General features: G+C 61.7%; 16 protein-coding genes. 4 read left to right on the forward strand and 12 right to left on the reverse strand.

The annotated features are described in order from the left end of the window. Positions 1 to 11: 11 nt before the first annotated feature. Together N8H74_RS04650 and N8H74_RS04655 are read left to right on the forward strand one after the other, a co-directional pair. A complete protein-coding gene (locus tag N8H74_RS04650; protein ID WP_262146423.1) occupies positions 12 to 1,229 on the forward strand; it encodes an amino acid deaminase in 1,218 nt (405 codons plus the stop codon). Then, positions 1,229 to 2,161, forward strand: coding sequence for a sugar kinase (locus N8H74_RS04655; protein WP_262146424.1), 933 nt, complete (start codon positions 1,229 to 1,231; stop codon positions 2,159 to 2,161). Before N8H74_RS04650 ends, N8H74_RS04655 begins: the two co-directional genes overlap by 1 nt. An 89-nt stretch (positions 2,162 to 2,250) precedes the next feature. Here the strand turns inward: N8H74_RS04655 and N8H74_RS04660 are convergent, their stop codons facing one another. Both N8H74_RS04660 and N8H74_RS04665 read right to left on the reverse strand, forming a co-directional pair. Further along, a complete protein-coding gene (locus N8H74_RS04660) occupies positions 2,251 to 2,526 on the reverse strand; it encodes a peptidylprolyl isomerase (RefSeq protein ID WP_003225447.1) in 276 nt (91 codons plus the stop codon). 51 nt (positions 2,527 to 2,577) lie between these two features. Beyond that, the gene (locus N8H74_RS04665; protein WP_217829776.1) at positions 2,578 to 5,115 is read right to left on the reverse strand and encodes a PAS domain-containing protein; all 2,538 of its coding nucleotides are present in this window, start codon (positions 5,113 to 5,115) and stop codon (positions 2,578 to 2,580) included. 132 nt (positions 5,116 to 5,247) lie between these two features. Between N8H74_RS04665 and N8H74_RS04670 the strand changes: the two genes are divergently transcribed. Beyond that, positions 5,248 to 6,357: a PilT/PilU family type 4a pilus ATPase gene (locus N8H74_RS04670; RefSeq protein ID WP_262146425.1), complete on the forward strand. Its 1,110-nt coding sequence runs from the start codon at positions 5,248 to 5,250 to the stop codon at positions 6,355 to 6,357. A gap of 226 nt (positions 6,358 to 6,583) precedes the next feature. Beyond that, the gene (locus N8H74_RS04675) at positions 6,584 to 10,270 is read left to right on the forward strand and encodes a hypothetical protein (RefSeq protein WP_262146426.1); all 3,687 of its coding nucleotides are present in this window, start codon (positions 6,584 to 6,586) and stop codon (positions 10,268 to 10,270) included. Between the two features lie 49 nt (positions 10,271 to 10,319). Here the strand turns inward: N8H74_RS04675 and N8H74_RS04680 are convergent, their stop codons facing one another. The 10 genes from N8H74_RS04680 to N8H74_RS04725 all read right to left on the reverse strand — a co-directional run bounded on the left by N8H74_RS04680 (position 10,320) and on the right by N8H74_RS04725 (position 23,204). Beyond that, a complete protein-coding gene (locus N8H74_RS04680) occupies positions 10,320 to 12,275 on the reverse strand; it encodes an acetoacetate--CoA ligase (protein WP_262146427.1) in 1,956 nt (651 codons plus the stop codon). 102 nt (positions 12,276 to 12,377) lie between these two features. Beyond that, positions 12,378 to 13,151: a 3-hydroxybutyrate dehydrogenase gene (hbdH, locus tag N8H74_RS04685; RefSeq protein WP_217829780.1), complete on the reverse strand. Its 774-nt coding sequence runs from the start codon at positions 13,149 to 13,151 to the stop codon at positions 12,378 to 12,380. 7 nt (positions 13,152 to 13,158) lie between these two features. Continuing rightward, complete coding sequence (locus N8H74_RS04690; RefSeq protein WP_262146428.1) at positions 13,159 to 14,550, reverse strand: GntP family permease; 1,392 nt, start codon at positions 14,548 to 14,550, stop codon at positions 13,159 to 13,161. Between the two features lie 276 nt (positions 14,551 to 14,826). Next, the gene (locus tag N8H74_RS04695) at positions 14,827 to 16,242 is read right to left on the reverse strand and encodes a sigma 54-interacting transcriptional regulator (RefSeq protein ID WP_217829782.1); all 1,416 of its coding nucleotides are present in this window, start codon (positions 16,240 to 16,242) and stop codon (positions 14,827 to 14,829) included. A gap of 38 nt (positions 16,243 to 16,280) precedes the next feature. Then, the gene (locus N8H74_RS04700; RefSeq protein ID WP_262146429.1) at positions 16,281 to 17,855 is read right to left on the reverse strand and encodes an ABC transporter ATP-binding protein; all 1,575 of its coding nucleotides are present in this window, start codon (positions 17,853 to 17,855) and stop codon (positions 16,281 to 16,283) included. A 13-nt stretch (positions 17,856 to 17,868) separates the two neighbouring features. Further along, entirely contained in the window at positions 17,869 to 18,891 is a 1,023-nt protein-coding gene (locus N8H74_RS04705) for an ABC transporter permease (protein WP_217829784.1), read from the reverse strand. After that, entirely contained in the window at positions 18,891 to 19,952 is a 1,062-nt protein-coding gene (locus tag N8H74_RS04710) for a microcin C ABC transporter permease YejB (RefSeq protein ID WP_217829785.1), read from the reverse strand. Before N8H74_RS04710 ends, N8H74_RS04705 begins: the two co-directional genes overlap by 1 nt. After that, on the reverse strand, positions 19,952 to 21,820 hold the full coding sequence (locus N8H74_RS04715; protein ID WP_262146430.1) for an extracellular solute-binding protein: 1,869 nt from the start codon (positions 21,818 to 21,820) through the stop codon (positions 19,952 to 19,954). The genes N8H74_RS04710 and N8H74_RS04715 overlap by 1 nt, the downstream gene beginning before the upstream one ends. A gap of 135 nt (positions 21,821 to 21,955) precedes the next feature. Beyond that, positions 21,956 to 22,237, reverse strand: coding sequence for a peptidylprolyl isomerase (locus tag N8H74_RS04720; RefSeq protein WP_041478733.1), 282 nt, complete (start codon positions 22,235 to 22,237; stop codon positions 21,956 to 21,958). 97 nt (positions 22,238 to 22,334) lie between these two features. After that, entirely contained in the window at positions 22,335 to 23,204 is an 870-nt protein-coding gene (locus N8H74_RS04725) for a triacylglycerol lipase (RefSeq protein WP_217829787.1), read from the reverse strand. Between the last annotated feature and the right edge of the window lie 368 nt (positions 23,205 to 23,572).

Raw genomic sequence — 23,572 nt, forward strand, 5'->3', positions numbered from 1 at the left:
GGAGTTCGACCATGACGACTGCCAACAACACTGCTGCCGTGGAAAAGGGCGACGCCGCCATCGGCGCACAACTGGTGCGCGACATCAGTCTGCCGGCGCTGGTGCTGCACCGTGAGGCGCTGGAGCACAACATCCGCTGGATGCAGAAATTCGTCAGCGACAGCGGCGCGCAGCTCGCGCCCCACGGCAAGACCAGCATGACCCCGGCGCTGTTTCGCCGTCAGCTCGACGCCGGTGCCTGGGGCATCACCCTCGCCAGCGCGACCCAGACCCGCGCGGCTTACGCCCACGGCGTGCGCCGGGTGCTGATGGCGAACCAGTTGGTCGGCACGCCGAACATGGCGCTGATTGCCGATCTGCTGGCCGATCCGGCTTTCGACTTCTATTGCATGGTCGATCACCCGGACAACGTCGCCGACCTGGGCGCCTACTTCGCCTCGCGCGGCGTGCGTCTGAACGTGATGATCGAGTACGGCGTGGTCGGCGGCCGTTGCGGTTGCCGCAGCGAGCAGGAAGTCATCGAACTGGCGAAGGCCATCGGCGCCCAACCGGCGCTGGCGCTTACCGGCATCGAAGGTTACGAAGGGGTGATCCACGGCGATCACGCGGTCAGTGGCATTCGTGAGTTCGCCGCGTCGCTGGTGCGGTTGGCGGTGCAGTTGCAGGACAGCGGCGCGTTCGCCATCGCGAAACCGATCATCACGGCGTCGGGTTCGGCCTGGTACGACCTGATCGCCGAGTCGTTCGAGGCACAGAATGCCGGCGGACGCTTCCTCAGCGTGCTGCGGCCCGGCAGTTACGTGGCCCACGACCACGGCATTTACAAAGAAGCGCAATGCTGCGTGCTCGACCGACGCAGTGATTTGCACGAAGGACTGCGCCCGGCGCTGGAAGTCTGGGCGCACGTGCAGTCGCTGCCGGAGCCGGGTTTCGCGGTGATCGCCCTGGGCAAGCGCGACGTGGCGTTCGATGCCGGTCTGCCGGTGCCGCTGCTGCGCTACAAGGCCGGCGTGCTGCCGGCGGTGGGCGATGATGTCGGTGCGTGCAAGGTGACCGCGGTGATGGATCAACATGCGTTCATGACCGTGGCGCCGGGTGTCGAATTGCGCGTGGGTGACATCATTTCGTTCGGCACCTCGCACCCATGCCTGACGTTCGACAAGTGGCGGGTCGGGTTGCTGGTGGATGAACAGTTGTCGGTGATCGAATCGATGGAAACCTGTTTCTGATGAACACGCTCAGCCCTCTAGGCCCGAACACCCCGCGCATCGCCCTGATCGGCGAATGCATGATCGAACTTCAGCAGCGCGCCGACGGCAGCCTGCAACAGAGCTTCGGCGGCGACACCCTCAACGCGGCGGTCTATCTGTCCCGCGCCATGGGCGACAAGGCCCGGGTCGATTACGTCACCGCGTTGGGCGATGACAGTTTCAGCGATGCGATGTGCCAGATCTGGGCCGCTGAAAATATCGGCCTCGAGCAAGTCCAGCGCCTGCCGGGCCGCTTGCCGGGCCTGTATTGCATCCAGACTGACGCCGCCGGTGAGCGGCGTTTTCTCTACTGGCGCAACGAGGCCGCCGTGCGCGACTGCTTCACCACGCCGGCCGCCGCGCCGATTCTGGCGGCCTTGCCGGATTACGACGTGCTGTATTTCAGCGGAATCACCCTGGCGGTACTCGGCGCGTTGGGACGGGAGAAGTTGATCGAAGTCTTGATCGACGCGCGCCAGCGCGATGCGCGGATTGTCTTCGACAACAACTACCGGCCACGACTGTGGGCTTCGCGGGAAGACGCGCAGGCTGCGTATCGCAGCGTGTTGCCGCATGTCGACCTGGCGTTGCTGACGGTGGATGACGAACAGGCGTTGTTCGGTTTTGCCGATTGTGACGCAGTGTTCGAGGCGTACGCGCAAATCGGCACGCCGGAAGTGGTGCTCAAGCGTGGCGCCGAGGCGTGCCTGATTCACTGCGACGGGGAGCATTTTGCGGTGCCGGCGCAGAAGGTCGAGAAGGTTGTCGACACCACGGCGGCAGGGGATTCGTTCAGTGCGGCGTATCTGGCGAATCGCCTGATGGGTGGCAGTCCTGCCGAGGCCGCCGAGGCGGGGCATCGCTTGGCGAGCCGGGTGATTCAGGTGCCGGGGGCGTTGATTCCCAGATAAGCGCTGGATGGCCCGCTCCCACACTGTTGTGCCCGGCACAGCACCTGTGGGAGCGGGCTCGCCCGCGAAGAGGCCTGCAAGGCAACCACTCAGTCGCGGAAAAACACCTGCACCAGGTGATAACCGAACTTGCTTTTGATCGGTCCATGTACGGTGCGCAGCGGTTTCTTGAAGATCACTGCGTCGATTGCACCAACCATCTGTCCTGGCCGCACCTCACCCAGATCACCACCGCGTTTGCCGGACGGGCAGGTCGAGTATTTTTTCGCCAGCACATCGAACGCCTCACCCTTGGCGATGCGTTGCTTGAGTTGTTCGGCCTCTTCGGCGGTTTTCACCAGAATGTGGCGGGCTTGGGCTTTCATCGTGCAATACCTGATAGCGGGGTGACGGCGGGGCGCGGATTATGCCTCAACTCAAGGCGTTTGGCTGATCATCGTGCGGATCTTGCCGGCCAGCAGATCAATGGAAAACGGCTTGGCGACCATGTCCATGCCGTCCTCGAGAAAGCCCTGGCGTTCGGCGGCGTTCTGCGCGTAACCGGTCATGAACAACACTTTGAGCCGTGGCCGGTGCTGCCGGGCAATCTCGGCCAGTTGGCGGCCGTTCATCCCCGGCAGACCGACATCGGTCACCAACAGGTCCACGCGCATGTCCGATTCCAGCAACGGCAGGGCGCTTTTTGCGTCTTCGGCTTCATGGGCGCGGTAGCCCAGTTCCTTGAGCAGATCGACCACCAGCATGCGCACCGCCGGATCGTCCTCGACCACCACCACGGTTTCCCCGGCAGCGGCGGTGGGCGCTTCGCTGCGCGGTTCTTCCTGCGCGTAATGCGTTTCCAGTGATTGCAGGCGCGGCAGATACAAACGCACGCAAGTGCCCTGACCGGGCAGGCTGTCGAGGCTGACATGCCCGCCGGACTGCTGGGCGAAACCGTAAATCATCGACAACCCGAGCCCGGTGCCCTGGCCGATGGGTTTGGTGGTGAAGAACGGGTCGAACGCTTTGGAGCGCACCGAGGGCGTCATGCCGGTGCCGTTGTCGCTGACCGCGAGCATCAGGTAGTCGCCGGCCTTGACCGGTTCCAGGGTGGTGATGTCGTTGCCGTCGAGGTAGACGTTGGCGGTTTCGATCAGCAGTTCGCCACCGTCGGGCATCGCGTCGCGGGCGTTGATGACCAGATTGAGCAGGGCGTTTTCCAGTTGGCTGACATCGGTGCTGACCGGCCACAGATCCTCGGCCAGGCGCAGGCTGAGTTCGATCGGATCGCCCTTGGTGCGGCGAATCAGGTCTTCCAGGGAATGAATCAGTTCGTTGACGTTCAGGGTCTTGCGGTCCAGCGACTGACGACGGGAGAACGCCAGCAGACGGTGGGTCAGGGCGGCCGCGCGGTTGGCTGAAGACACCGCCGCTTCGGTGAAACGGCCGATTTCATCGGTGCGGCCGCTGTCGATGTAACGCTGCATCAGATCCAGGCTGCCGATGATCCCGGTGAGCATGTTGTTGAAGTCGTGGGCGATGCCGCCGGTGAGCTGGCCGACCGCTTCCATTTTCTGCGCGTGGCGCAGGGCGTCTTCGGCGCGTTCGCGTTCGAACATCTCGTTCTGCAGACGCTGGTTGGCCTGGGCCAGTTGTTCAGTGCGGGCGCTGACCCGTTCTTCCAGCGTTTCATTGAGGTTGCGCAGCGCTTCTTCGGTCTTTTTGCGCTCGGTTTCGTCGATCACGAAGATGTAGAAACCGTTCACCGCACCGTCCGGGCCGAGGCGCGGCAGGTAGTTCATCAAGGCGTGGCGCTGACTGCCATCGCGATGGGTCGTGTACAGCGTGAACGAGCAAGGGCGGCCGGCGAGCGCTTCGTCGATGAAGGGCGCGCGCTGGAAGTAGCCTTCATCGCCGAGCACTTCGCGAATGGTCCGGCCGTACAGTTCTTGCGGTGTCAGGCCGTACCAGTCGAGGTAGGCAGCGTTGTTCAGGCGAAAGCGTTGTTCGTGGTCGACGTAGCTGATCAGAATCGGCATCGCGTTAATGATCAACTGCAACTCGGTCTGACTCTGGCGCAGCGCCTGCTCGGTGTGTTTGCGCTCGGTCAGGTCCAGCGCCGCGCCGAGAAAACGCATGGGACGACCGTGATGATCCTTGTAGCAGCGCCCGCGCGCGAATACCCAGCGCAGCTCGCCGTTGGCCTGCAACAGCCGATACTCCTCGGCATACTCGGTGCCGTGGGTGATGCAGTGGCGGATGCTGCGGGCAATGAACGCGCGATCCTCGGGGTGCACGCCATGCAGGTATTCACTGATGGGCAGTTGCCTGGACAGCGCCGGGTCGACGCCGTGCAACTGGGCAAAATGAGCGTCGGCGATAAAGCGGTCTTCGCCGATGTCCCAGTCCCAGGTGCCGACGGCATCGGTGGCCGCCAGGGCCAGTTGCAGGCGTTCCTCGGTCTGCTGCTGGGCCTTGAGGCTTTCCTCGGAACGCTGTTGCAGCTCAAGGGCGATGCGTCGGCGTTCGTTGGTTTCAATGGCAGTGACCAGAATCCCCGCGACCCGGGCGCTTTCATCACGGATCGGGCTGTAGGTCAGGTCCAGCCAGAAGTCGGAATCCTTGCCGTCCCGTTGCAGGGTGAAGCGCCGTTCGCTGTAGGTGCGCACCTGGCCTTGTAGGACGGCGCTGTAAATCGGGTCGGTAAAGTCTCGAAGTTCCGGCCATATCTGGTGCGCAGGTTGTCCGAAAGCGTGCGGATGCTTGTTGCCAGCCAGCAGGGCGAAGCCGTTGTTGTAGATCTGCGTCAGCTCCGGCCCCCACAGCAGCAACATCGGCATCGGTGAGTGAATCACGATGTCCACGGCGGTGCGCAGACTTTGCGGCCAGGTTCCGGCAGCGCCCAGCGGGCTGCGGCTCCAGTCGGTGCGGGCGATCAGCGCCTGGGCGTCGTCAGTCATCGGTACAGCATTCATCACGTCAGTCCTGGGCATCGGTCGGTGAGGCGGCGTCTACTATGGTTACAAGGCGGTAGACGCTGCATGGCCCATTGCGTCACTGCACCGGGCCGATTCTGTTCATTGAAAACCTCGTGGGTGCTTTTTGCCATGGAAATCGATGCGTTATTGGTACGCCTGTCCAGCCAGCATGGCTCCGATCTGTTCCTGTCCACCGGTGCGCCGCCCTGTGCGCGGATCGATGGCGTGCTGACACCCTTGAGCGAGCGGCCCTTCAAACCCGGCGAAGTGGCCGCGATTGCAAACTCCCTGATGGACGCCGAGCAGCGCCGAGAGTTCGACCGGGATCTGGAAATGAACCTGGCCATTTCGCGTACGGGCATCGGTCGCTTCCGCCTGAACATCTTCAAACAGCGCAACGATGTGTCGATGGTGATTCGCAACGTCAAACTCGACATTCCACGTTTCGAAGACCTCAAATTGCCGGCGGTGCTGCTGGAGACGGTCATGCTCAAGCAGGGGCTGATCCTGTTCGTCGGCGCCACCGACTCCGGCAAATCGACCTCGCTGGCGGCGTTGATCGATCATCGCAACCGCCATAGCAGCGGGCACATCATCACCATTGAAGACCCGGTGGAATACATTCACCGGCACAAGAAATCGATCATCAATCAACGGGAAGTGGGGGTGGACACCCGCAGTTTCCACGCCGCCCTGAAAAACACCCTGCGCCAGGCGCCGGACGTGGTGCTGATCGGCGAGATCCGCGACCGCGAAACCATGGAGCATGCGTTGGCCTTCGCCGAAACCGGGCATCTGGTGCTGTCCAGCCTGCACGCCAACAACGCCAATCAAGCCCTGGATCGGGTCATCAATCTGTTTCCCGAAGAGCGGCGGCCACAACTGCTGCAAGCGCTTGGCAATCATCTGAAGGCGATTGTCTCGCAGCGCCTGGTGCGGACCCTCGATGGTCAGCGGCGTGCGGCAGTGGAAGTGATGCTCGGGACGCCGACCATCGGTGACCTGATCCGGCGCAATGAGTTGGGCGAACTCAAGGGCATCATGGAAAAGTCCGCGCAGTTGGGCATGAAGACCTTTGATACGGCGTTGTTCGAGTTGGTGGCCGAGGGCGTCATCAGCGAAGACGAAGCGCTGAAACATGCCGACTCGGTCAATAACCTGAAGTTGCGCATGAAACTGACGGGCGAGACCGATGCAGTACCGGATTCATCTTCCGGTAAATGGGGCTTGATGGATTAGTTGTTTTGTTTATTTCAAATTGATGGAAAAACCAGCTCATTGAATTCTGCTGGCCAGTTCGGTTTTGGGAAGTAATCTGGCCGCCGCTGAATAGTTTGGCAAATTCAATTGACAGGTTGGTTTTATGTACTCCGAAATAACAAACAGGTTTTATCGAATAGCTTCAATCGCTCATCAGGAACAATCCACTCGGGAACAGGCCGATATAGCCGAACGGTTACAGATATTGCAGCAACTGAAGGATGCCCTTGTCGAGCAGGAGGGGGCGGACAGTGTCAGTTGGCAGGGTTATGAAGTGAAGTTGCAGGAAACCTCGTCGCTGCACGAAGTCTTCATGCCCGGTCGGGTCATCTGGAACCAGATGCTCAAGCACACGCTGGTGTTTGAAACAATCCGCGACCACAAGCCCAAGTCCCTCGATTACATCCGAATCACGGGGGAGGCGAAAATCGAAATGCTCGATCAGGAAACTCTGGATTGGCGCGTGGTGGAAGACCGGGACAGATTCCGCTTCATCCCTGAACTGGCCGACTCACAGGCGAGAATCGGAGATATAGCAAAACAGGCGGGCGGATATATTCACTATGAAGATTTCGTTTCGGTTGAACAGTGGCTGACATTTCATGATCTGGATGTTCCGAAAAATTCGGTACAAATAAAGAATCTCATCGACTTTCTCGACTTTGATATTCCGGTGGCGGATTCGTTGAGTCATTACTGGGCGCAACTGGTTGCCGATGATGCTTCGCAAGTTGTATTGACGACCGCGCAATATCAGGCGGTTCGGCAAGTAACGGCGCAACTGGTTGCGTCCGACCAACGTCTGCTGGATGTACTGTACGAGCAGGTCGGGTTGTCATCGGCCACCCATGACAATGCCGCCGAGCAGATTGGCAAGTTGCTGCGTCATCCGGTGTCGCAGGGCTACGCCTGGAAATACATCGAGTTATTGAACTGGTATGGCGTGGAGGCCGGGCAAAACCTGTCCGGGCAGGATTTGGGGCAGGTCCTGCTGACGGCGATTCTGCTGGATCTGAATCCGTTCATTGGCAAAAACACCGACCGAAAAGCCATCGGCAGCTTTGCCTTGTATGCTCCGGCTTTCGTCGAGCGACCGTCGTTCATTGCCCTTGAAGGCCTGCAGAGCCATCTGCTGAACAATCGGTGGGTGTCGTCGCCGGCCCAGCCGCTGGCGGCACATCTGTTGCTGGCCGATATCGCGCCGGAATTTCTGGTCAGGCAAATACCGTCCTCCGTGCTGATGGGCTCGCTCGACTGGGTCGCATTGTGCCGTGGGGTCGCGTTGGTGGATGCCGCCAGCCGGGGTGCCGCCAGTGCCATGACGTATTCGCAAGTCATGGCCTACGCGGCGCTGGAACCGGTGTCACCGGCGCAGGAGCGATTGCACGCACTGGCGCTGATCGACCCGATCGTCGACTGGGCGCTGATGAACGCCGTGATCACCGCAGAAGAGTTGCAGCAGGACAAAAAAGCCGCCACCGAGCGCGCGATTTCCGCCTATCAGCACTACACCGACAGCTACGCCGGTATCACGCATGCCTTCGCCACGCCGCTGCCCGATCGCAGAGTCATTGCGCGCGCGGCTTTGCAGCGGCTCGCGCCGGGCTGTGATTTTGTCGAGGATGCGCTGCTGTTCCAGCGACCGGGGCTGTATGCCTCGCCAACCGCGATGTCCATGCTCGATCTGCACGTGTCGGGGGACCTGGCTGGCGGGGAATGGGACTTTCGCGATGTACACCCGTTCAACCGCCCCACGGATCTGCTCGGCTCCGTCACCCATCAGCCACGCCCGAATCGCGATCCTTCGGTCGTGAGTGTTTATGAGCGCTTCCCTCGATTGCTTGAGTTGAAGCCGGTCAGCCTCGAGTTTCGGCGCCAACTGGCTGAGTATCTGGAAAAGCTCGACCGTTCCTTGATCGTTCAATTGCGTCTGGCCCTTGCGCAATTGCCGAAAGCCGATCTGGAGTCATTGCTGAAAAGCGAAATCAGCCTGTTCACCGTGCGCGATACGGCTGAGTTCATTCGCAAGACGCCGGTAGGCCCGATCACCCTCAATGACAAAGTGGAAAACCAGGAGGGCCGGGATGCCGCGACGGGGCGTTACGGCGTGGTGATGTGTTTTTCCTCCCGCGATCGACTCATCTGTTATGAAGTGTTCACCTTGCGCGGCGAGGTGCGGCTGAACCCGGCACTGGGCAAATTCATCGTCGACAGTGGAAAGATGAAGGCCGCCTCCAGAATGGAGTTCAAGGGTGACCTCAAGGCCCAGCGCCGGGCGACGCCCAAGGAGCGCGTGCCGCTCGATCTCAAGCGTTACACCCAGGGTATCGGTGAAGCCACCAGCAGCATGGCAATCATCGAGAAACTCGCGGTGTTGCCGGCCCCGGCGGCGTTCTCGCGGCTTGCGCAGAGCGTCTATCGCAATTTCTCCGATCCGCAGGTGGTGCAGCTCGCGGAGTTCATTGGTAAGTGGCGCTCGCTGGTCACTTTCGATGAACTTGAAGCCATCGCCCTGCAGCCTACCGTCCTGGAAATCGAGCGACAGAAGGGCGAGCTTACTGCGACGTATCTGGTGGACCTGGCCGTACCGTTCAAGAAATGCATCGAGGACATTGGTTCCGGCGAGTACAACCGGGTCATCGATGGCGTCTACGGCTGTGCCATGGACACGATTGCGCTGGTGGGCACGTTCGCCGGGGCCGCCGCCAAGACTGCGAGTATTTCGAGCAAGTCGATATCACTGGGCGCCAAGGGCGCGCGCGTGGCGGCGGTCATGGTGGGCACCAGCCTTTCCCTGTTCAATCCGCTGGATGACGTGCCTGCGGTGTTGAGCGGTTTCGCAAAACTCCTGCAAAAGAGCGGGCTGCGGCTCGGCAAGCAGGCCCAGCAACTGATTGCCCAGGCGAAAACCCAGTTGGGCAAGACGCGGGCGGGGCAGGCGTCGCAGAGCGCGCTACGGGCGAGCGCGGACGTCAAGGTCGGGCAGGGGAGCTGGCGACCGCAGGGCGCTGTGGGCGATACGCTGTCGGTGGTCGCCGCGCGCCAGGATTTCCAGTGGTATGCCCTGGACCGACGCGGCAGGCCGTGGGGGCAGAAACTCAGCGGCTTCAGTTATCAGCGGCCGGCGCAGCGCAGCCAGTCGTTCAAGACCCTGCCCGAGAGCTACACCCGCCATTTCATTTCCCGAAGCCTGCCGCGAGCGCAACTGAAGATCGAGAATGCGATCCACGCTCTGACGCTCCGTGACTTCGCCAACGAGCGGGCGTTGGTGTTCCGGATGTTGCTGGGTAAGGCGCCGGTGGACGCGCTGGATCGCATGCTGAAATACCTGAAAGCGGTGCGCACCGATTTTGCCGGCAGCTCGCTCAGTAATTACGTCCTCGACCCGTACAAGGACAGCGACAACCTCGCGGTCTTCGACATGACGGCTTACAAGATCTGGAAAGACAGCGGCGCAGCGGATACGCCATTCATCGAGATCCACTCACAGAATCTGAACCGGCATTTCGTCAAGAGTGGCTTCAATCATGAGGTGATTGCCGACGACCTGATCCACGAGATGTTCCATGGCGCGGCGAGTACCGTCGATGTGAGTTACGCGCGAGAAACCGCTCTGAGCGCGACCGGGCAAGTGCTGGATGTCGCGCCGCTGCTGAATCTGGCGCGCGGTTGTCTGCCGGTTTCCGATGAAGATCGCGAGGCTGGCTATCATGCGGTCTCGAAGGCTTTTGAAAACGCCGATTCCCTGGCACTGACGGCGTCGCTGCTGGGCCAGTTGTATGCCGACAAGGCAACGTATCTGGAGAACATGTCGGTCATGACGGCCGCTGTTCAAGCGCAGGGCGACGGCCCGATCACGCAACCGGTGCTGGTGAAACTGAACAAGGCTTGAGCCTTGGGTTGACCACGATGCCCGGCCATTGGTGGCCGGGCATCGCGGTTCAGTCCGCCAGCTCTGGCCGGTCGCGAAACTGCTCCAGCGCTTCGGGATTGGCCAGGGCGTCGGTGTTTTTCACCGGATCGCCATGCACCACGTTGCGCACCGCCAGCTCCACCACTTTGCCGCTGATGGTGCGCGGGATGTCGGTGACCGCAACGATTTTCGCCGGCACATGGCGTGGCGTGGTGTTGGCCCGGATCACCTGGCGGATCTGCTGTTCGAGTGCCTGATCCAGCGTCACGCCGTCCTTGAGGCGCACGAACAGCACCACACGCACGTCGTCCTGCCATTGCTGGCCGATGGCGACGCTGTCCAGCACCTGCGGGACTTTTTCCACCTGACGATAGATTTCCGCCGTGCCGATGCGCACGCCGCCGGGGTTGAGGACGGCGTCGGAGCGCCCATGGATCAGCATGCCACCGTGGGGCAATTGTTCGGCGTAATCACCCTGCGCCCAGACGCCGGGGAACAGACTGAAATAGGATTTGCGCAGTTTTTCGCCGTCCGCATCGTTCCACAAACCGATCGGCATGGCCGGAAAGTGCCGGGTACACACCAGCTCACCTTTCTCGCCGATCACCGGTTGGCCCGCGTCGTTCCACACCTCGACCGCCATCCCCAGGCTCTTGCCCATCATTTCGCCACGGCGCACCGGCAACATCGGGTTGCCGTTGACGAAACAGGAAATGATGTCGGTGCCGCCAGACATCGACGCCAGGCAAACGTCGGGCTTGAAGTCGCGATAAACGAAGTCGTAGCTCTGCGGCGACAAAGCCGAGCCGGTGCAGAGCAGGGTTTTCAGGCTGCTCAGGTCATGGCTTTGCCGGGGCTTGATGCCGCTGCTTTCCAGGGTCGCGAGAAATTTCGGGCTGGTGCCGAACACGCTGACCCGCTCGTCTTCGAGCAACTCCAGCAGGCGCTGGTTATCCGGGTGAAACGGCGAACCGTCGTACAGCACCACCGCGCTGCCCACCGCCAGCGCCGACACCAGCCAGTTCCACATCATCCAGCCGCACGTGGTGTAGTAGAACAAGCGATCGCCGGGACCCAGGTCGACGTGCAGCCCGTGTTCCTTGGCGTGCTGCAACAACGCGCCGCCAGCACTGTGGACGATGCACTTGGGCACGCCGGTGGTGCCGCTGGAATACAGCACGTACAGCGGATGATTGAAGGGTACGGCGACAAAACGGGGCTCACCGCCCGGCTGGTAGAATTCGTCCCACAGCGCCACGTCGGCTTCGGTGTGATAGTCCTCCACGCTGGTCGACGGCTGGGCGTAGGGCACGACGATCAACTGTTGCAGCGACGGCAGTTGTTCGAGGATTTCGTTGATCTTGGTGCGTTGGTCGATCTCCTTGCCGGCGTAACGATAACCGGCGCAGGTAATCAGCACTTTCGGCTCGATCTGGCCGAAGCGGTCGATCACCCCGTGGGTGCCGAAGTCTGGTGACGAACACGACCAGACGGCGCCCAGACTGGTGGTGGCGAGCATCGCCACCAGGGTTTGCCAGGTGTTGGGCATGCACGCTGCCACACGGTCACCAAGACCTACGCCGGCCGCTTGCAGGCTGGCCTGGAGTCCGGCGACGTGATGGGCCAGATCGGCCCAGGTCAGCAGTTCACGCTGGCCATTTTCCGCGATGGCGATCACCGCGATCGCGTCGTCACGCCGACGCAACAGGTGCTCGGCAAAGTTCAGGGTCGCGCCGGGAAACCATTCGGCGCTGGGCATTTGCGCGCCTTCACGCAGGACGGCTTCGGGTTGGGCGTGAAACTGGATGTCGAAGAAATCGACTATGGCCTGCCAGAAGTCCGGACGCTGCTCGACACTCCATTGGTGCAGGGACGCGTAGTCGGTCAGATTCAGCGAATGCCGTTCATTGACGAAGCGCCGAAAGGTGTCCATGCGGGATCGGGCGATACGGTTGGCATCGGGTTGCCAGAGGATGTCGGACATGGTTTGCCTCTTCTTATCGGTTTGATGCATGAAAGCAGTATTCCTGGCGGGAGCGACTGTCCTGGGCAAGCCCACTCCCACCAGAGGGCAGCACGACCCGGATTACTGGGCCAGCCACCCACCATCAATATTCCACGCCGCGCCACGCACCTGGCTGCCGGCCTCGCTGCACAGGAACAGCACCAGTTCGCCCAGATGCGCCGGGGTCACGAACTCCAGCGACGGCTGCTTCTCGGCCAGCAGATCGTGTTGCGCCTGCTGCGGATCGACGCCGTTGGCTGCGCGATCATCGATCTGTTTCTGCACCAGCGGCGTCAGCACCCAGCCCGGGCAGATGGCGTTGCAGGTGACGTTGCTGGTGGCGGTTTCCAGGCCGACCACTTTGGTCAGGCCGATCACCCCATGCTTGGCCGCAACGTAGGCAGCCTTGCCGGTCGAACCGACCTGGCCATGCACCGAGGCAATGTTGACGATCCGCCCCCAACCCTTGTCGCGCATGCCCGGCAGGCTCAGGCGCGTGCTGTGGAACACCGAGGACAGGTTGATCGCGATGATCGAGTCCCAGCGCTCCACCGGAAACTCTTCCACTGCGGCCACGTGCTGAATCCCGGCGTTGTTGACCAGAATGTCCACGCCGCCGAACTCACGTTCGGCGTAAGCGATCATGTCGGCGATCTGCGCCGGGTCGCTGACGTCGGCCGGATGGTGGCCGACCTTGCCACCGAACTGCGCGACTTCGGCGATGACTTTGGACGCGTCGCCGAAACCGTTGAGGATCAGGTTGGCCCCGGCTTTTGCCAGTGTCAGCGCGATGCCCAGGCCGATGCCGCTGGTGGAACCGGTGACCAGTGCGGTCTTGCCCGAAAGAGTCGTCATGAATACCTCACACAATGCCAGTGGCGTAGAAAGTGCCGATCACCACGAAAACCGCCAGGGTCTTGATCAGCGTAATACAGAAAATGTCCTTGTAGGCCTCGCGGTGAGTCAGGCCGGTGACTGCCAGCAGGGTGATCACCGCGCCGTTGTGCGGCAGAGTATCCATACCGCCACTGGCCATCGCGGCGACCCGGTGCAGGACTTCCAGAGGAATGTTCGCGGCGTTGGCGGCGTGGATGAATTGCTCGGACATCGCCGCCAGGGCAATGCTCATGCCGCCCGAGGCCGAACCGGTGATGCCGGCCAGCAGGGTGACGGTGATCGCTTCATTGACCAGCGGATTGGGAATGCTCTTGAGCCAGTCGGCCAGCACCAGAAACCCCGGCAGCGAGGCGATGACCGCACCGAAGCCGTATTCCGAGGCGGTGTTCATCGCCGCCAGCAACGCGCCGCTGACCGCACTTTTGCTGCCTTCGGCAAGCTTGCTGCGAATCGCCTGGAAGCCGAACACCAGCACCATCAGGATGCCCACCAACAGTGCTGCCTGCACCGCCCAGATTGCCGTGAGCTTGGCGATTTCAGTGGTGACCGGTGTGGCCATGCCTGGCAGCGCGAGGCTGTGGGTCTTGCCGTACCACTGCGGAATCCATTGGGTGAACAACAGGTTCATGATGCCCACCGCCAGCAACGGCGAAAGGGCGATCCACGGGTTCGGCAGTTTCAGGTCAGCAGCGGTTTCCGGCTCGTTGCGCAGTTCGGTGCCATACCCTTCGCCCGCGCGCTGCGCCTTGTTGCGCTGACGCTGAAGGAACAGCATCCCGGCGCAGAACACGAAAATCGTGCCGATCACGCCGAGCCATGGCGCGGCCCATGCGGTGGTGTTGAAAAACGTGCTGGGAATGATGTTCTGGATCTGCGGGGTGCCGGGCAGGGCGTCCATGGTGAAGGAGAACGCGCCGAGGGCGATGGTCGCCGGGATCAGGCGCTTGGGAATGTTGCTCTGGCGGAACATTTCGGCAGCGAACGGATACACCGCGAATACCACAACGAACAGCGATACGCCGCCGTAGGTCAGCAAGGCGCAGACCAGCACGATCACCAGCATCGCCTGACGGGTGCCAAGCAGGCGAATCGCGGCGGCAACGATCGAGCGCGAGAAACCCGACAGCTCGATCAGCTTGCCGAACACCGCGCCGAGCAGGAACACCGGAAAGTACAGTTTGATGAAGCCAACCATTTTCTCCATGAACACCCCGGTAAACGCAGGCGCCACGGCGGAAGGATCGGTCAGCAGGACAGCGCCGAGGGCGGCGATGGGGGCAAAGAGGATAACGCTGTAGCCACGATAGGCGGCGAGCATCAGCAGCGCGAGCGCTGCCAGGGCGATGATCACACTCATTGAGTGCTCCTTCCGATTGTTATTTTTGTGGGGTGAAACGTTGTAGGAAGAGGCTATAGCCAGATTTGTGCCATAAGCTCAAGTTATTGAAATATAAGGAAATTCGTTGTTTCTACTGCAGGGTCTTTGAGGGTTTTGTCTCTATTCTGAGACTTTGTTGGCGCTGAGGGCCTCTCCGCGGGCAAGCCCGCTCTCAAAGGAAGACCCGGATCAAGCCATGGGAGTGGGCTTGCCCGCGAAGTTTTGATATTTCTTTATTCGGAGACTCAAGTCTCTTTATTGAGACTCAGCAATTCCCAGGGCGACCATTTTCTTGTACAGCGTCGAGCGCCCCAGCCCCAGACGCGCCGCCGCTTCGATCACTTTCCCCCCGCATTGCGCCAGAGTGGCCTGAATCAATTGTCGGTCGAAGCGCTCTCGGGCCTGGCTGAATGTTTCCCCGGTAACCGGCTCTAGCACGGGTTCGGCGGGGCGCTCCACCGGCGTGAAAGTCCCGATCGCCGCACGGATGTCAGCCTGGGTGAGCATCAGGTCATCGCTGAGCAACGCCGCGCGCTCCAGCACGTTGCGCAGCTCGCGGATATTGCCCGGCCAGGCATGCTGCCCGAGCAGTTCCAGCGCCTCGCGGTTCAATTCATGCTGGCTGCGCAATTCCTCAAGGATCGCTTCGCTGAGGGCGGGCAGGTCGTCCAGTCGTTCGCGCAGGGGCGGGACATGGATCGGCAGGACGTTGAGGCGGTAATACAGGTCGGCGCGGAACTCGCCGCGCTTGATTGCCGCCTGCAGATCCGTCGAAGTCGCCGCGATCACCCGCACATCACTCTGGATCACTTCGTTGGAGCCGACCGGTTCGAACTCCTTCTCCTGCAACACCCGCAGCAGCTTGCTTTGCAGCGGCAATGGCATGTCGCCGATTTCGTCGAGAAACAGCGTACCGCCCTGGGCGATCTGCAATTTGCCGGTGCGGCCCTTGCGGTCGGCGCCGGTGAACGCGCCGGGGGCGGTGCCGAAGAACTCCGCTTCGAGCAGGGCTTCAGGAATCGCCGCGCTGTTGATGCTGACGAAAGCCTTGTGCGCCCGTGGCGAAGCACCATGAATGGCCTGGGCCAGCAATTCCTTGCCGGAGCCGGTCTCGCCGAGCAGCAGCACCGGCGAATCGGCGCTGGCACTGCGACGGGCGCGGCGTTTGACTTCGAGGCTCGCGGCACTGGTGCCGATGAAGTGCGCGAAATTGTATTTGGTCTGCCGCGCCCGTAGCAGCGAGCGGGTCGAGGCCAGTTCTTCCTGCATGCTCAGGTAACGCTTGAGCATCGGCGACAGCGTGCGCAATTCGTCGAACAGGGCAAAGCCGATGGCGCCGATCACCGCGCCCGCGTTGTCGTGGATCGGCAGGCGCATCACCACCAGCGGCTCCTTGGGCGTGTCCTGCATGTCCAGCAGGATCGGCCGTCCGGTGCGTACCACTTCGCGTAGCAGGCTGCCGGGGATCACGCTTTCGCAGGGCTTGCCGATGGCGCCGGCCGCCGACTCCAGGCCGAAACGCCGGGCGTAACGCTCGTTCATCCAGACGATGTTGGCGTCGCGGTCGACGATCACCGTGCCCTCGCTCGATTGCTCGATGATCTCGAACAGCGAGCGGATCGCCAGGGTGCGAACCCGTTGGTAGTCCTTGAGGTTTTCGGTGGTGTTCATGGGCGGGGGAATCCAGGTTTTTAGTTGTCTGGGAGGGTCTAGCCCGGATGTGCCGCTGCCAACAGCTCTTTGGTGTACGGATGCTGGGGCGAGTCGAATACGTCGTGACTGGCGCCGCGTTCGACCACTTTGCCGTCCTTGATCACGATCATGTCATGGGCCAGCGCGCGCACCACGGCGAGGTCGTGGCTGATGAAAAGGTAAGTCAGGCCATGTTTTTCCTGAAGCTGGCGGAGCAGGGCGACGACTTGCTTTTGCACCGTGCGATCCAGTGCCGAGGTCGGTTCGTCGAGCAGGATCAGCGCCGGTTTCAGCACCAGTGCCCGGGCGATGGCGATGCGCTGGCGCTGGCCACCGGAGAACTCGTGGGGGTAGCGGTGGCGGCTTTCCGGGTCGAGACCGACTTCCTTGAGGACCCGGATCACCTCGGCGTCGCACTCGCCAGCGCTGGTCTGGCAATGCACCTCCATGCCTTCGCTGATGATCTGCGCCACCGACATTCTCGGGCTGAGGCTGCCGAACGGGTCCTGAAACACCACCTGCATCTGCCGCCGCCATGGCCGCAGCTGCTTCTGGTTGAGGCCATCGAGGGCTTCGCCCTGAAAGCGGATGCCGCCCTCGGAATCGAGCAGCCGCAGAATCGCCTGACCCAGCGTCGACTTGCCGGAACCCGACTCGCCGACGATGCCCAGCGTCTTGCCGCGCTGGATATTCAGACTGATGCCGTCCACCGCACGCAGGTATTTCTTGCGCTGGAACAAGCCGCCGCCGACCGGGAAGTCGACTCGCAGATCATCGACTTCCAGCACATTCTCGCGCTCGTCCCGAGGCAGCGCTTCGCCTTCCGGCTCGGCGTTGAGCAGCACGCAGCTGTAAGGATGCTGCGGTGCGGTAAACAGGGTTTCGCACGGCGCCTGCTCGACGATTTGCCCGGCCTTCATCACGCACACCCGTTGCGCGATGCTGCGCACCAGATTGAGGTCGTGGCTGATCAGCAGCAGCGACATGCCCAGGCGCTGTTGCAGGGATTTGAGCAGCAGCAGAATCTTGCGTTGCACGGTGACATCGAGGGCGGTGGTCGGCTCGTCGGCGATCAACAGTTCCGGTTCGCAGGCCAGGGCCATGGCGATCATCACCCGTTGCCGCTGGCCACCGGACAGTTGATGCGGGTAGGCCTTGAGGCGTTCCTGGGGTTTCTGGATGCCCACCAGCTCAAGCAGTTCGAGAATGCGTCGCTGCGCAGCCTTGCCACCCAGGCCCCGGTGCAACAGCAGGGTTTCACCGATCTGCTTCTCGATGGTGTGCAGCGGATTGAGCGAGGTCATCGGCTCCTGGAAGATCATGGCGATGCGGTTGCCGCGCAGGTCACGCAGGGTCTTGGCGTCGGCGCCGACCAGTTCCTGACCGCGATAGCGGATGCTGCCGGTGGTCAGGGCCTCGGTTTCGGGAAGCAGTTGCAGGATCGAGTGGGCAGTCACCGATTTGCCCGAACCCGACTCGCCAACCAGCGCCAGACACTCGCCGGGGCGGATGTCCAGGCACAGGTCGCGCACGACGGTCTGGCCGTGGAAGGCGACGCTCAGTTCGCGGATTTCGATCAGGTTTTCACTCATGTCGGCCTCCGCCTCAGGAACGTGGATCGAAGGCGTCACGCAACGCTTCGCCGATGAATACCAATAAAGAAAGAATCAGCGCCAGGGTGAAGAACGCCGTCAGCCCCAGCCATGGCGCCTGCAGGTTCTGTTTGCCCTGGCCGATCAGCTCACCCAGCGACGCACTGCCGGCCGGCATGCCGAAACCGAGAAAATCGAGGGCCGTGAGGGTGGAAATCGCGCCGGTCAGAATGAACGGCAGATAACTCAATGTCGCGTTCATCGCGTTGGGCAGAATGTGCCGGAAGATCACCTTGCGGTCGGTCAGGCCCAACGCCCGTGCGGCTTTGACGTATTCCAGATTGCGCCCGCGCAGAAACTCGGCCCGCACCACGTCCACCAGCGCCAGCCAGGAAAACAGCGCCATGATTCCCAGCAGCCACCAGAAATTCGGCTCGACGAACCCGGAGAGAATGATCAGCAGGTACAACACCGGCAATCCCGACCAGACCTCGAGCAGGCGTTGACCGAGCAGGTCGACCCAGCCGCCGTAATAACCTTGCAGCGCACCGGCAGCGATACCGATCAGCGCGCTGACGAAGGTCAGCATCAGGGCGAACAGAATCGACACCCGCGCGCCGAAAATCACCCGCGCCAACACGTCTCGCGCCTGATCGTCGGTGCCCAGCCAGTTGACGGCCGATGGCGGGCTCGGCGCCGGTTTGTTGAGGTCATAGTTTGGCGTGTCATCACTGAACGGAATCGGCGGGAACAGCAGCCAGCCGCCATCCTTGCGGATCAGGCTTTGCACGTAGTCGCTGCGGTAATCGGCCTGGAACGGCAGTTGTCCGCCGAACTCCTGTTCGGTGTGACGCTTGAACACCGGGAAATACCATTGGCCCTGATAACTGACGATCAGCGGTTTGTCGTTGGCGATCAGCTCACCGCCGAGCGTGAGCAGGAACAGGCCGATAAACAGCCACAACGACCACCAGCCCCGGCGGTTTTTCTTGAAGCGCTGGAAACGACGACGCCCCAGAGGCGAGAGCTTGAACATCAGGCATTCCTCGCGGCGAAGTCGATACGCGGGTCGACGAGGGTGTAGCACAGGTCGCCGATCAGTTTTATCAGCAGGCCGAACAGGGTGAAGATGAACAGCGAGCCGAACACCACCGGGTAGTCCCGGGACACGGCGGCTTCGTAGCTCATGCGCCCGAGGCCATCGAGGGAGAAGATCACCTCGATCAACAGGGAACCGGCGAAGAACACGCTGATGAACGCCTGGGGAATCCCCGACACCACCAGCAACATCGCGTTGCGGAATACATGGCCGTACAGCACCCGGCGCTCGCTCAGACCCTTGGCCCTGGCGGTGACCACGTACTGGCGCGTGATTTCATTGAGGAACGAGTTCTTGGTGAGGATGGTGAGGGTGGCGAAACCGCCGATCACCAGCGCCGTGACGGGCAATACCAGATGCCAGAAATAGTCGGCGATCTTGCCCAGGGTCGACAGCGATTCGAAGTTGTCCGAGACCAGTCCGCGCACCGGGAACCAGTTCAGCGACGTGCCGCCGGCAAACACCACGATCAGGAACATCGCGAACAGGAACGCCGGCATCGCGTAGCCGATGATGATCGCGGTGCTGCTCCAGATATCGAAATGGCTGCCGTGGTGTACCGCCTTGCGGATGCCCAGCGGGATCGACACCAGGTAGGTAATCAGCGTCGCCCAGAGCCCGAGGGAAATGGTCACCGGCATTTTCTGCAGGATCAGGTCGGTGACCGTCGCGCCACGGAAGAAGCTCTTGCCGAAGTCCAGCTGCGCGTAATTCTTGAGCATCAGCCACAGGCGTTCGTGGGCCGGTTTGTCGAAGCCGTACTGTTTTTCGATGTCCTTGATCAGTTGCGGGTCGAGGCCTCGGCTGGCGCGGGAGGTTCCGCTCATGGTTTCGCCGGAGCCGCCACCGACGCTGGCGCCGCCAATGCCCTGCAAATGGGCGATGGCCTGTTCCACCGGGCCGCCGGGCGCGGCCTGGATGATCACGAAATTGACCAGCAGGATGATCACCAGCGTCGGAATGATCAGCAGCAGGCGCCGCAGTATGTAAGCCCACATCAATGCGGCCCTCCGGGTCTGCCACGGCTGATTTTCTCGGCCGTCATCTGCTGGTTGGTCAGCGGTGTGCTGCTGATTTCCCACCAGCTCTCGATCGCTTCGTCATTGCTGGCTTGTACGGCGGGCATGCCGAACCGGTTCCACCAGACGGTGGAGGTGCCTGGCGGGTAGTAATTGGGAATCCAGTAGTAGTTCCATTGCAGCACCCGGTCCAGCGCATGGGCGTAACGCAGCATGTCGGGCTGGGTCGAGGCGCGGATCAGGCCGTTGATCAAGGTGTCGACCGCTGGATTCTTCAGCACCATGTAGTTGTTGGCGCCGGGATCGTTGGCCGAGGCCGAGCCAAAGTAGTTCAGCAGTTCGCCGCCGGGCGAGGTGGTGACCGGGTAGCCGGTGACGATCATGTCGTAGTCGCGGCTCATCAGGCGATTGACGTACTGCGAGGAGTCGATGCGGCGAATGTTCAGGTCGATGCCGATCTGTTTCAGGGTGCGCTTGTAGGGCAGCAACAGACGATCCATGCCGTTCTGGCTGACCAGAAAGGTGAAACTCAACGGCTCGCCCTGAGCGTTGACCAGTTGGTCGCCGTCCGGTTTCCAGCCGGCCTGCTCCAGCAACTCCAGCGCCTGCAACTGCTTGTCGCGGATCAGCCCGCTGCCATCGGTTTTCGGCGCTTCGAACACCTGGGTGAAAACTTCATCGGGAACCCGCCCGCGCAGGGGTTCGAGAATTTTCAGCTCGGCGGCATCCGGCACTGCATTGGCGGCCAGATCACTGTTGGAAAAGTAGCTCTGCTGGCGGATGTACATATTGCGCATCATCTGCCGGTTGCTCCATTCGAAATCCCAGAGCATGGCCAGGGCCTGTCGTACCCGGCGGTCCTGGAACATCGGTTTTTGCAGGTTGAACACAAAGCCCTGGGCCGATTGCGGCGCCTCGGTGGCCAAGTGCGCCTTTTGCAGGCGCCCGTCGCTCAGGGCCGGGCTGTCGTAGCCGATGGAGTAGCCCGTGGCGGAGAACTCGCGGTTGTAGTCATAGGCCCCCCCGCGCAGCACCTGGCGGGCGACGTCGGTGTCGCCGAAGTATTCGATGCTGAAATGATCGAAGTTGTACAGGCCACGGCTCACCGGCAGGTCCTTGCCCCACCAGTCGGGATTGCGTTCAAAGGTGATGCTGCGTCCGGAGTCGACCTTGCCGACCCGATACGGGCCGCTGCCCAGCGGCGCCTCGTAACCGCCGCCACCGGCGAAATCGCGGGTCTTCCACCAGTGTTCGGGAAAGACCGGCAGGGTGGCGATGTCCAGCGGCAGGGTGCGGTTTTCGTTGCTCTTGAAGTCGAAGCGGATCGTCAGCGGCGCCTCGACCTCAACATCTTTGACGTCGGCGAACTGGGTGCGATAGCGCAGACTGCCCTGGGTCATCAGCAAATCGTAGGTGTAGCGCACGTCTTCGGCGGTGATCGGCTTGCCGTCAGCGAAGCGAGCCTTTGGGTTGATGAAGAAACGCAGCGACAGACCATCATCCGAGCGCTCCATTTTCTCTGCCACCAGGCCGTAGACGGTGTAGGGTTCGTCCAGCGAGCGCTGGGCCAGCGGCGAGTACACCATGCCGTCGATCTGGGTGACGCCGATGCCTTTGTCTATATAAGGCAGGATGTGATCGAAATGGCCGATCTCGACGGCCGAGCGACGCATCGTTCCGCCTTTCGGCGCCTGGGGGTTGGTGTAGGCGAAGTGGCTGAAGCTGGCCGGGTATTTCGGCGCTTCACCATAAACGGTCAACGCATGCTGTGGTGCGGCGTTCACCCCCGAGCAACCCAGCAGCAGGGCTACGGCAGTGAACATCAATGTGGAGAAAGCCAGTCGCATTTTCAGCCTTAGAGCCGGGTGATCGATAAGCGCAATTTGTACGCGAGCGGCGCGCCGGTCGCCAGCCCAATCGTGTGTCTGAAACACAACGGCCCACCAAAGGGCGGGCCGTTGCACAGCAGGTCTGCGGACAGATCAGTCCTGACGGCTGGTGACTTCCAGCAGGTGATAACCGAACTGGGTCTTCACCGGGCCCTGCACGACGTTGATCGGTGCGCTGAACACCACGGTGTCGAACTCCTTGACCATCTGGCCCGGGCCGAACGAACCCAGGTCACCGCCCTGGCGGCTGGACGGGCAGGTGGAGTTGGCCTTGGCCACCTCGGCGAAATCGGCACCGGCTTCGATCTGGGCCTTGAGTTCGTTGCACTTGTCTTCGCTGGAAACCAGGATGTGGCGGGCAGTGGCTTTAGCCATGGGAAACTCTCCAATCAATTTCAGTAAAGTGCGGAGCCTACCGGATTCAGTGGCCGATTTCTCGGCAAAGTTCCGCCAGGCTGTCCAATGCCTGTTATCAGAGATTCTTCGCTCGCAGGCGTGCGGCATGCTCAACATACAGCTCGACCGGATCCAGTGGAGCCGTGCGCTGACCAGCGGTCCGGCGCAGGCTGCCCAAGTGATCGAGCGGATAGTCGGAACGTACCACCGTGCCCAGGTGCGAGCTGAACCGGCCCACAAAACCGTCATTTTGCGCGGGTTCGGTAATGAAGTACTCCGATAACGCCTGACACAGGTTCTGAACCGGGTCGAGGTCGCGGCCGTTCGCCGGCGGCACCACGCCACTCCAGGAGAAGTAGCGAACACCGTTGACCAGCTCGGCCCCGTGCCCGCCCCAGACCTGCGGCAAGCCCTGTGGGTACTTGTCATTGAAGTCGCCGACCCCTTCGGTGGTCAGTGCATTCAGTGCGGCGAGGGCATTCTGCGGCAGGGCGGTGCTGCCGCTGAGCAGGGACAGAAAGTTGGAGAACAGCGTGGCGACATTCTGCGCGACGTTCTCCGGCAGGCGTCCCGGGATCAGCGCCTTGCGCAGGAAGTCCGCCAGCTCCGAACCATGGTTCGGCCCGCTGACCGAGGTCACCGAGGCGACGTTGTCGGGGGCAAGGGCTGCCGCATAGCGAGCGGCGAGTGCGCCCTGACTGTGACCGATCAGGTTGACTTTGCCAGCGCCTGTGCCTCGCAGCACGCAGCCGATCTGCGAGAGCAATTGTTCGCCTCGCACCTCGTTGTCATGGGTTGCCGAGAGATGGGCCACAAATACGCGGCTGCCGCTCGCCTTCAGGGCCTGCTTGACCTCGTGAAACAGTTCGAAAGAACCGATGCGCTCGAATCCGAACAGACCGTGCACCAACAGGATGGGATAACGGGTTGAAGCATTCCGTTGCATGTTCTTACCTTTTTCGCAGAAGTTCATCGGTGAAATCTGCGTGCAACTCTAAAACACTCATCTCGCTGGCGAAGTACGAAGCGGCTTCGGGGGCTGCCGGAAACTGGACTAGGATCCGTAAGATTTTTCGGATCTTTATGAAATCCGGGTCGGAATATTTAGACATCTTTTGCATCCGCCGAAGTGATTTCCTGCCGCTTGCCTACTTTCTCCGTCGTGATTGCCTCTGCCTTGCGGCGTACCGTGCCGACATCGAACCTTTGCCGATTCGCGTTTCAATTCAGCTTGCCAGCGCAGTCATTGACGACCGCGCTACATCCAGGGAATGGAGTTACGAATGACTACTCAGGCAATACAGCCCACCGCGC

Origin of the sequence: Pseudomonas sp. B2M1-30 (assembly GCF_025447575.1) — a bacterium.
Taxonomy (GTDB): domain Bacteria; phylum Pseudomonadota; class Gammaproteobacteria; order Pseudomonadales; family Pseudomonadaceae; genus Aquipseudomonas; species Aquipseudomonas botevensis.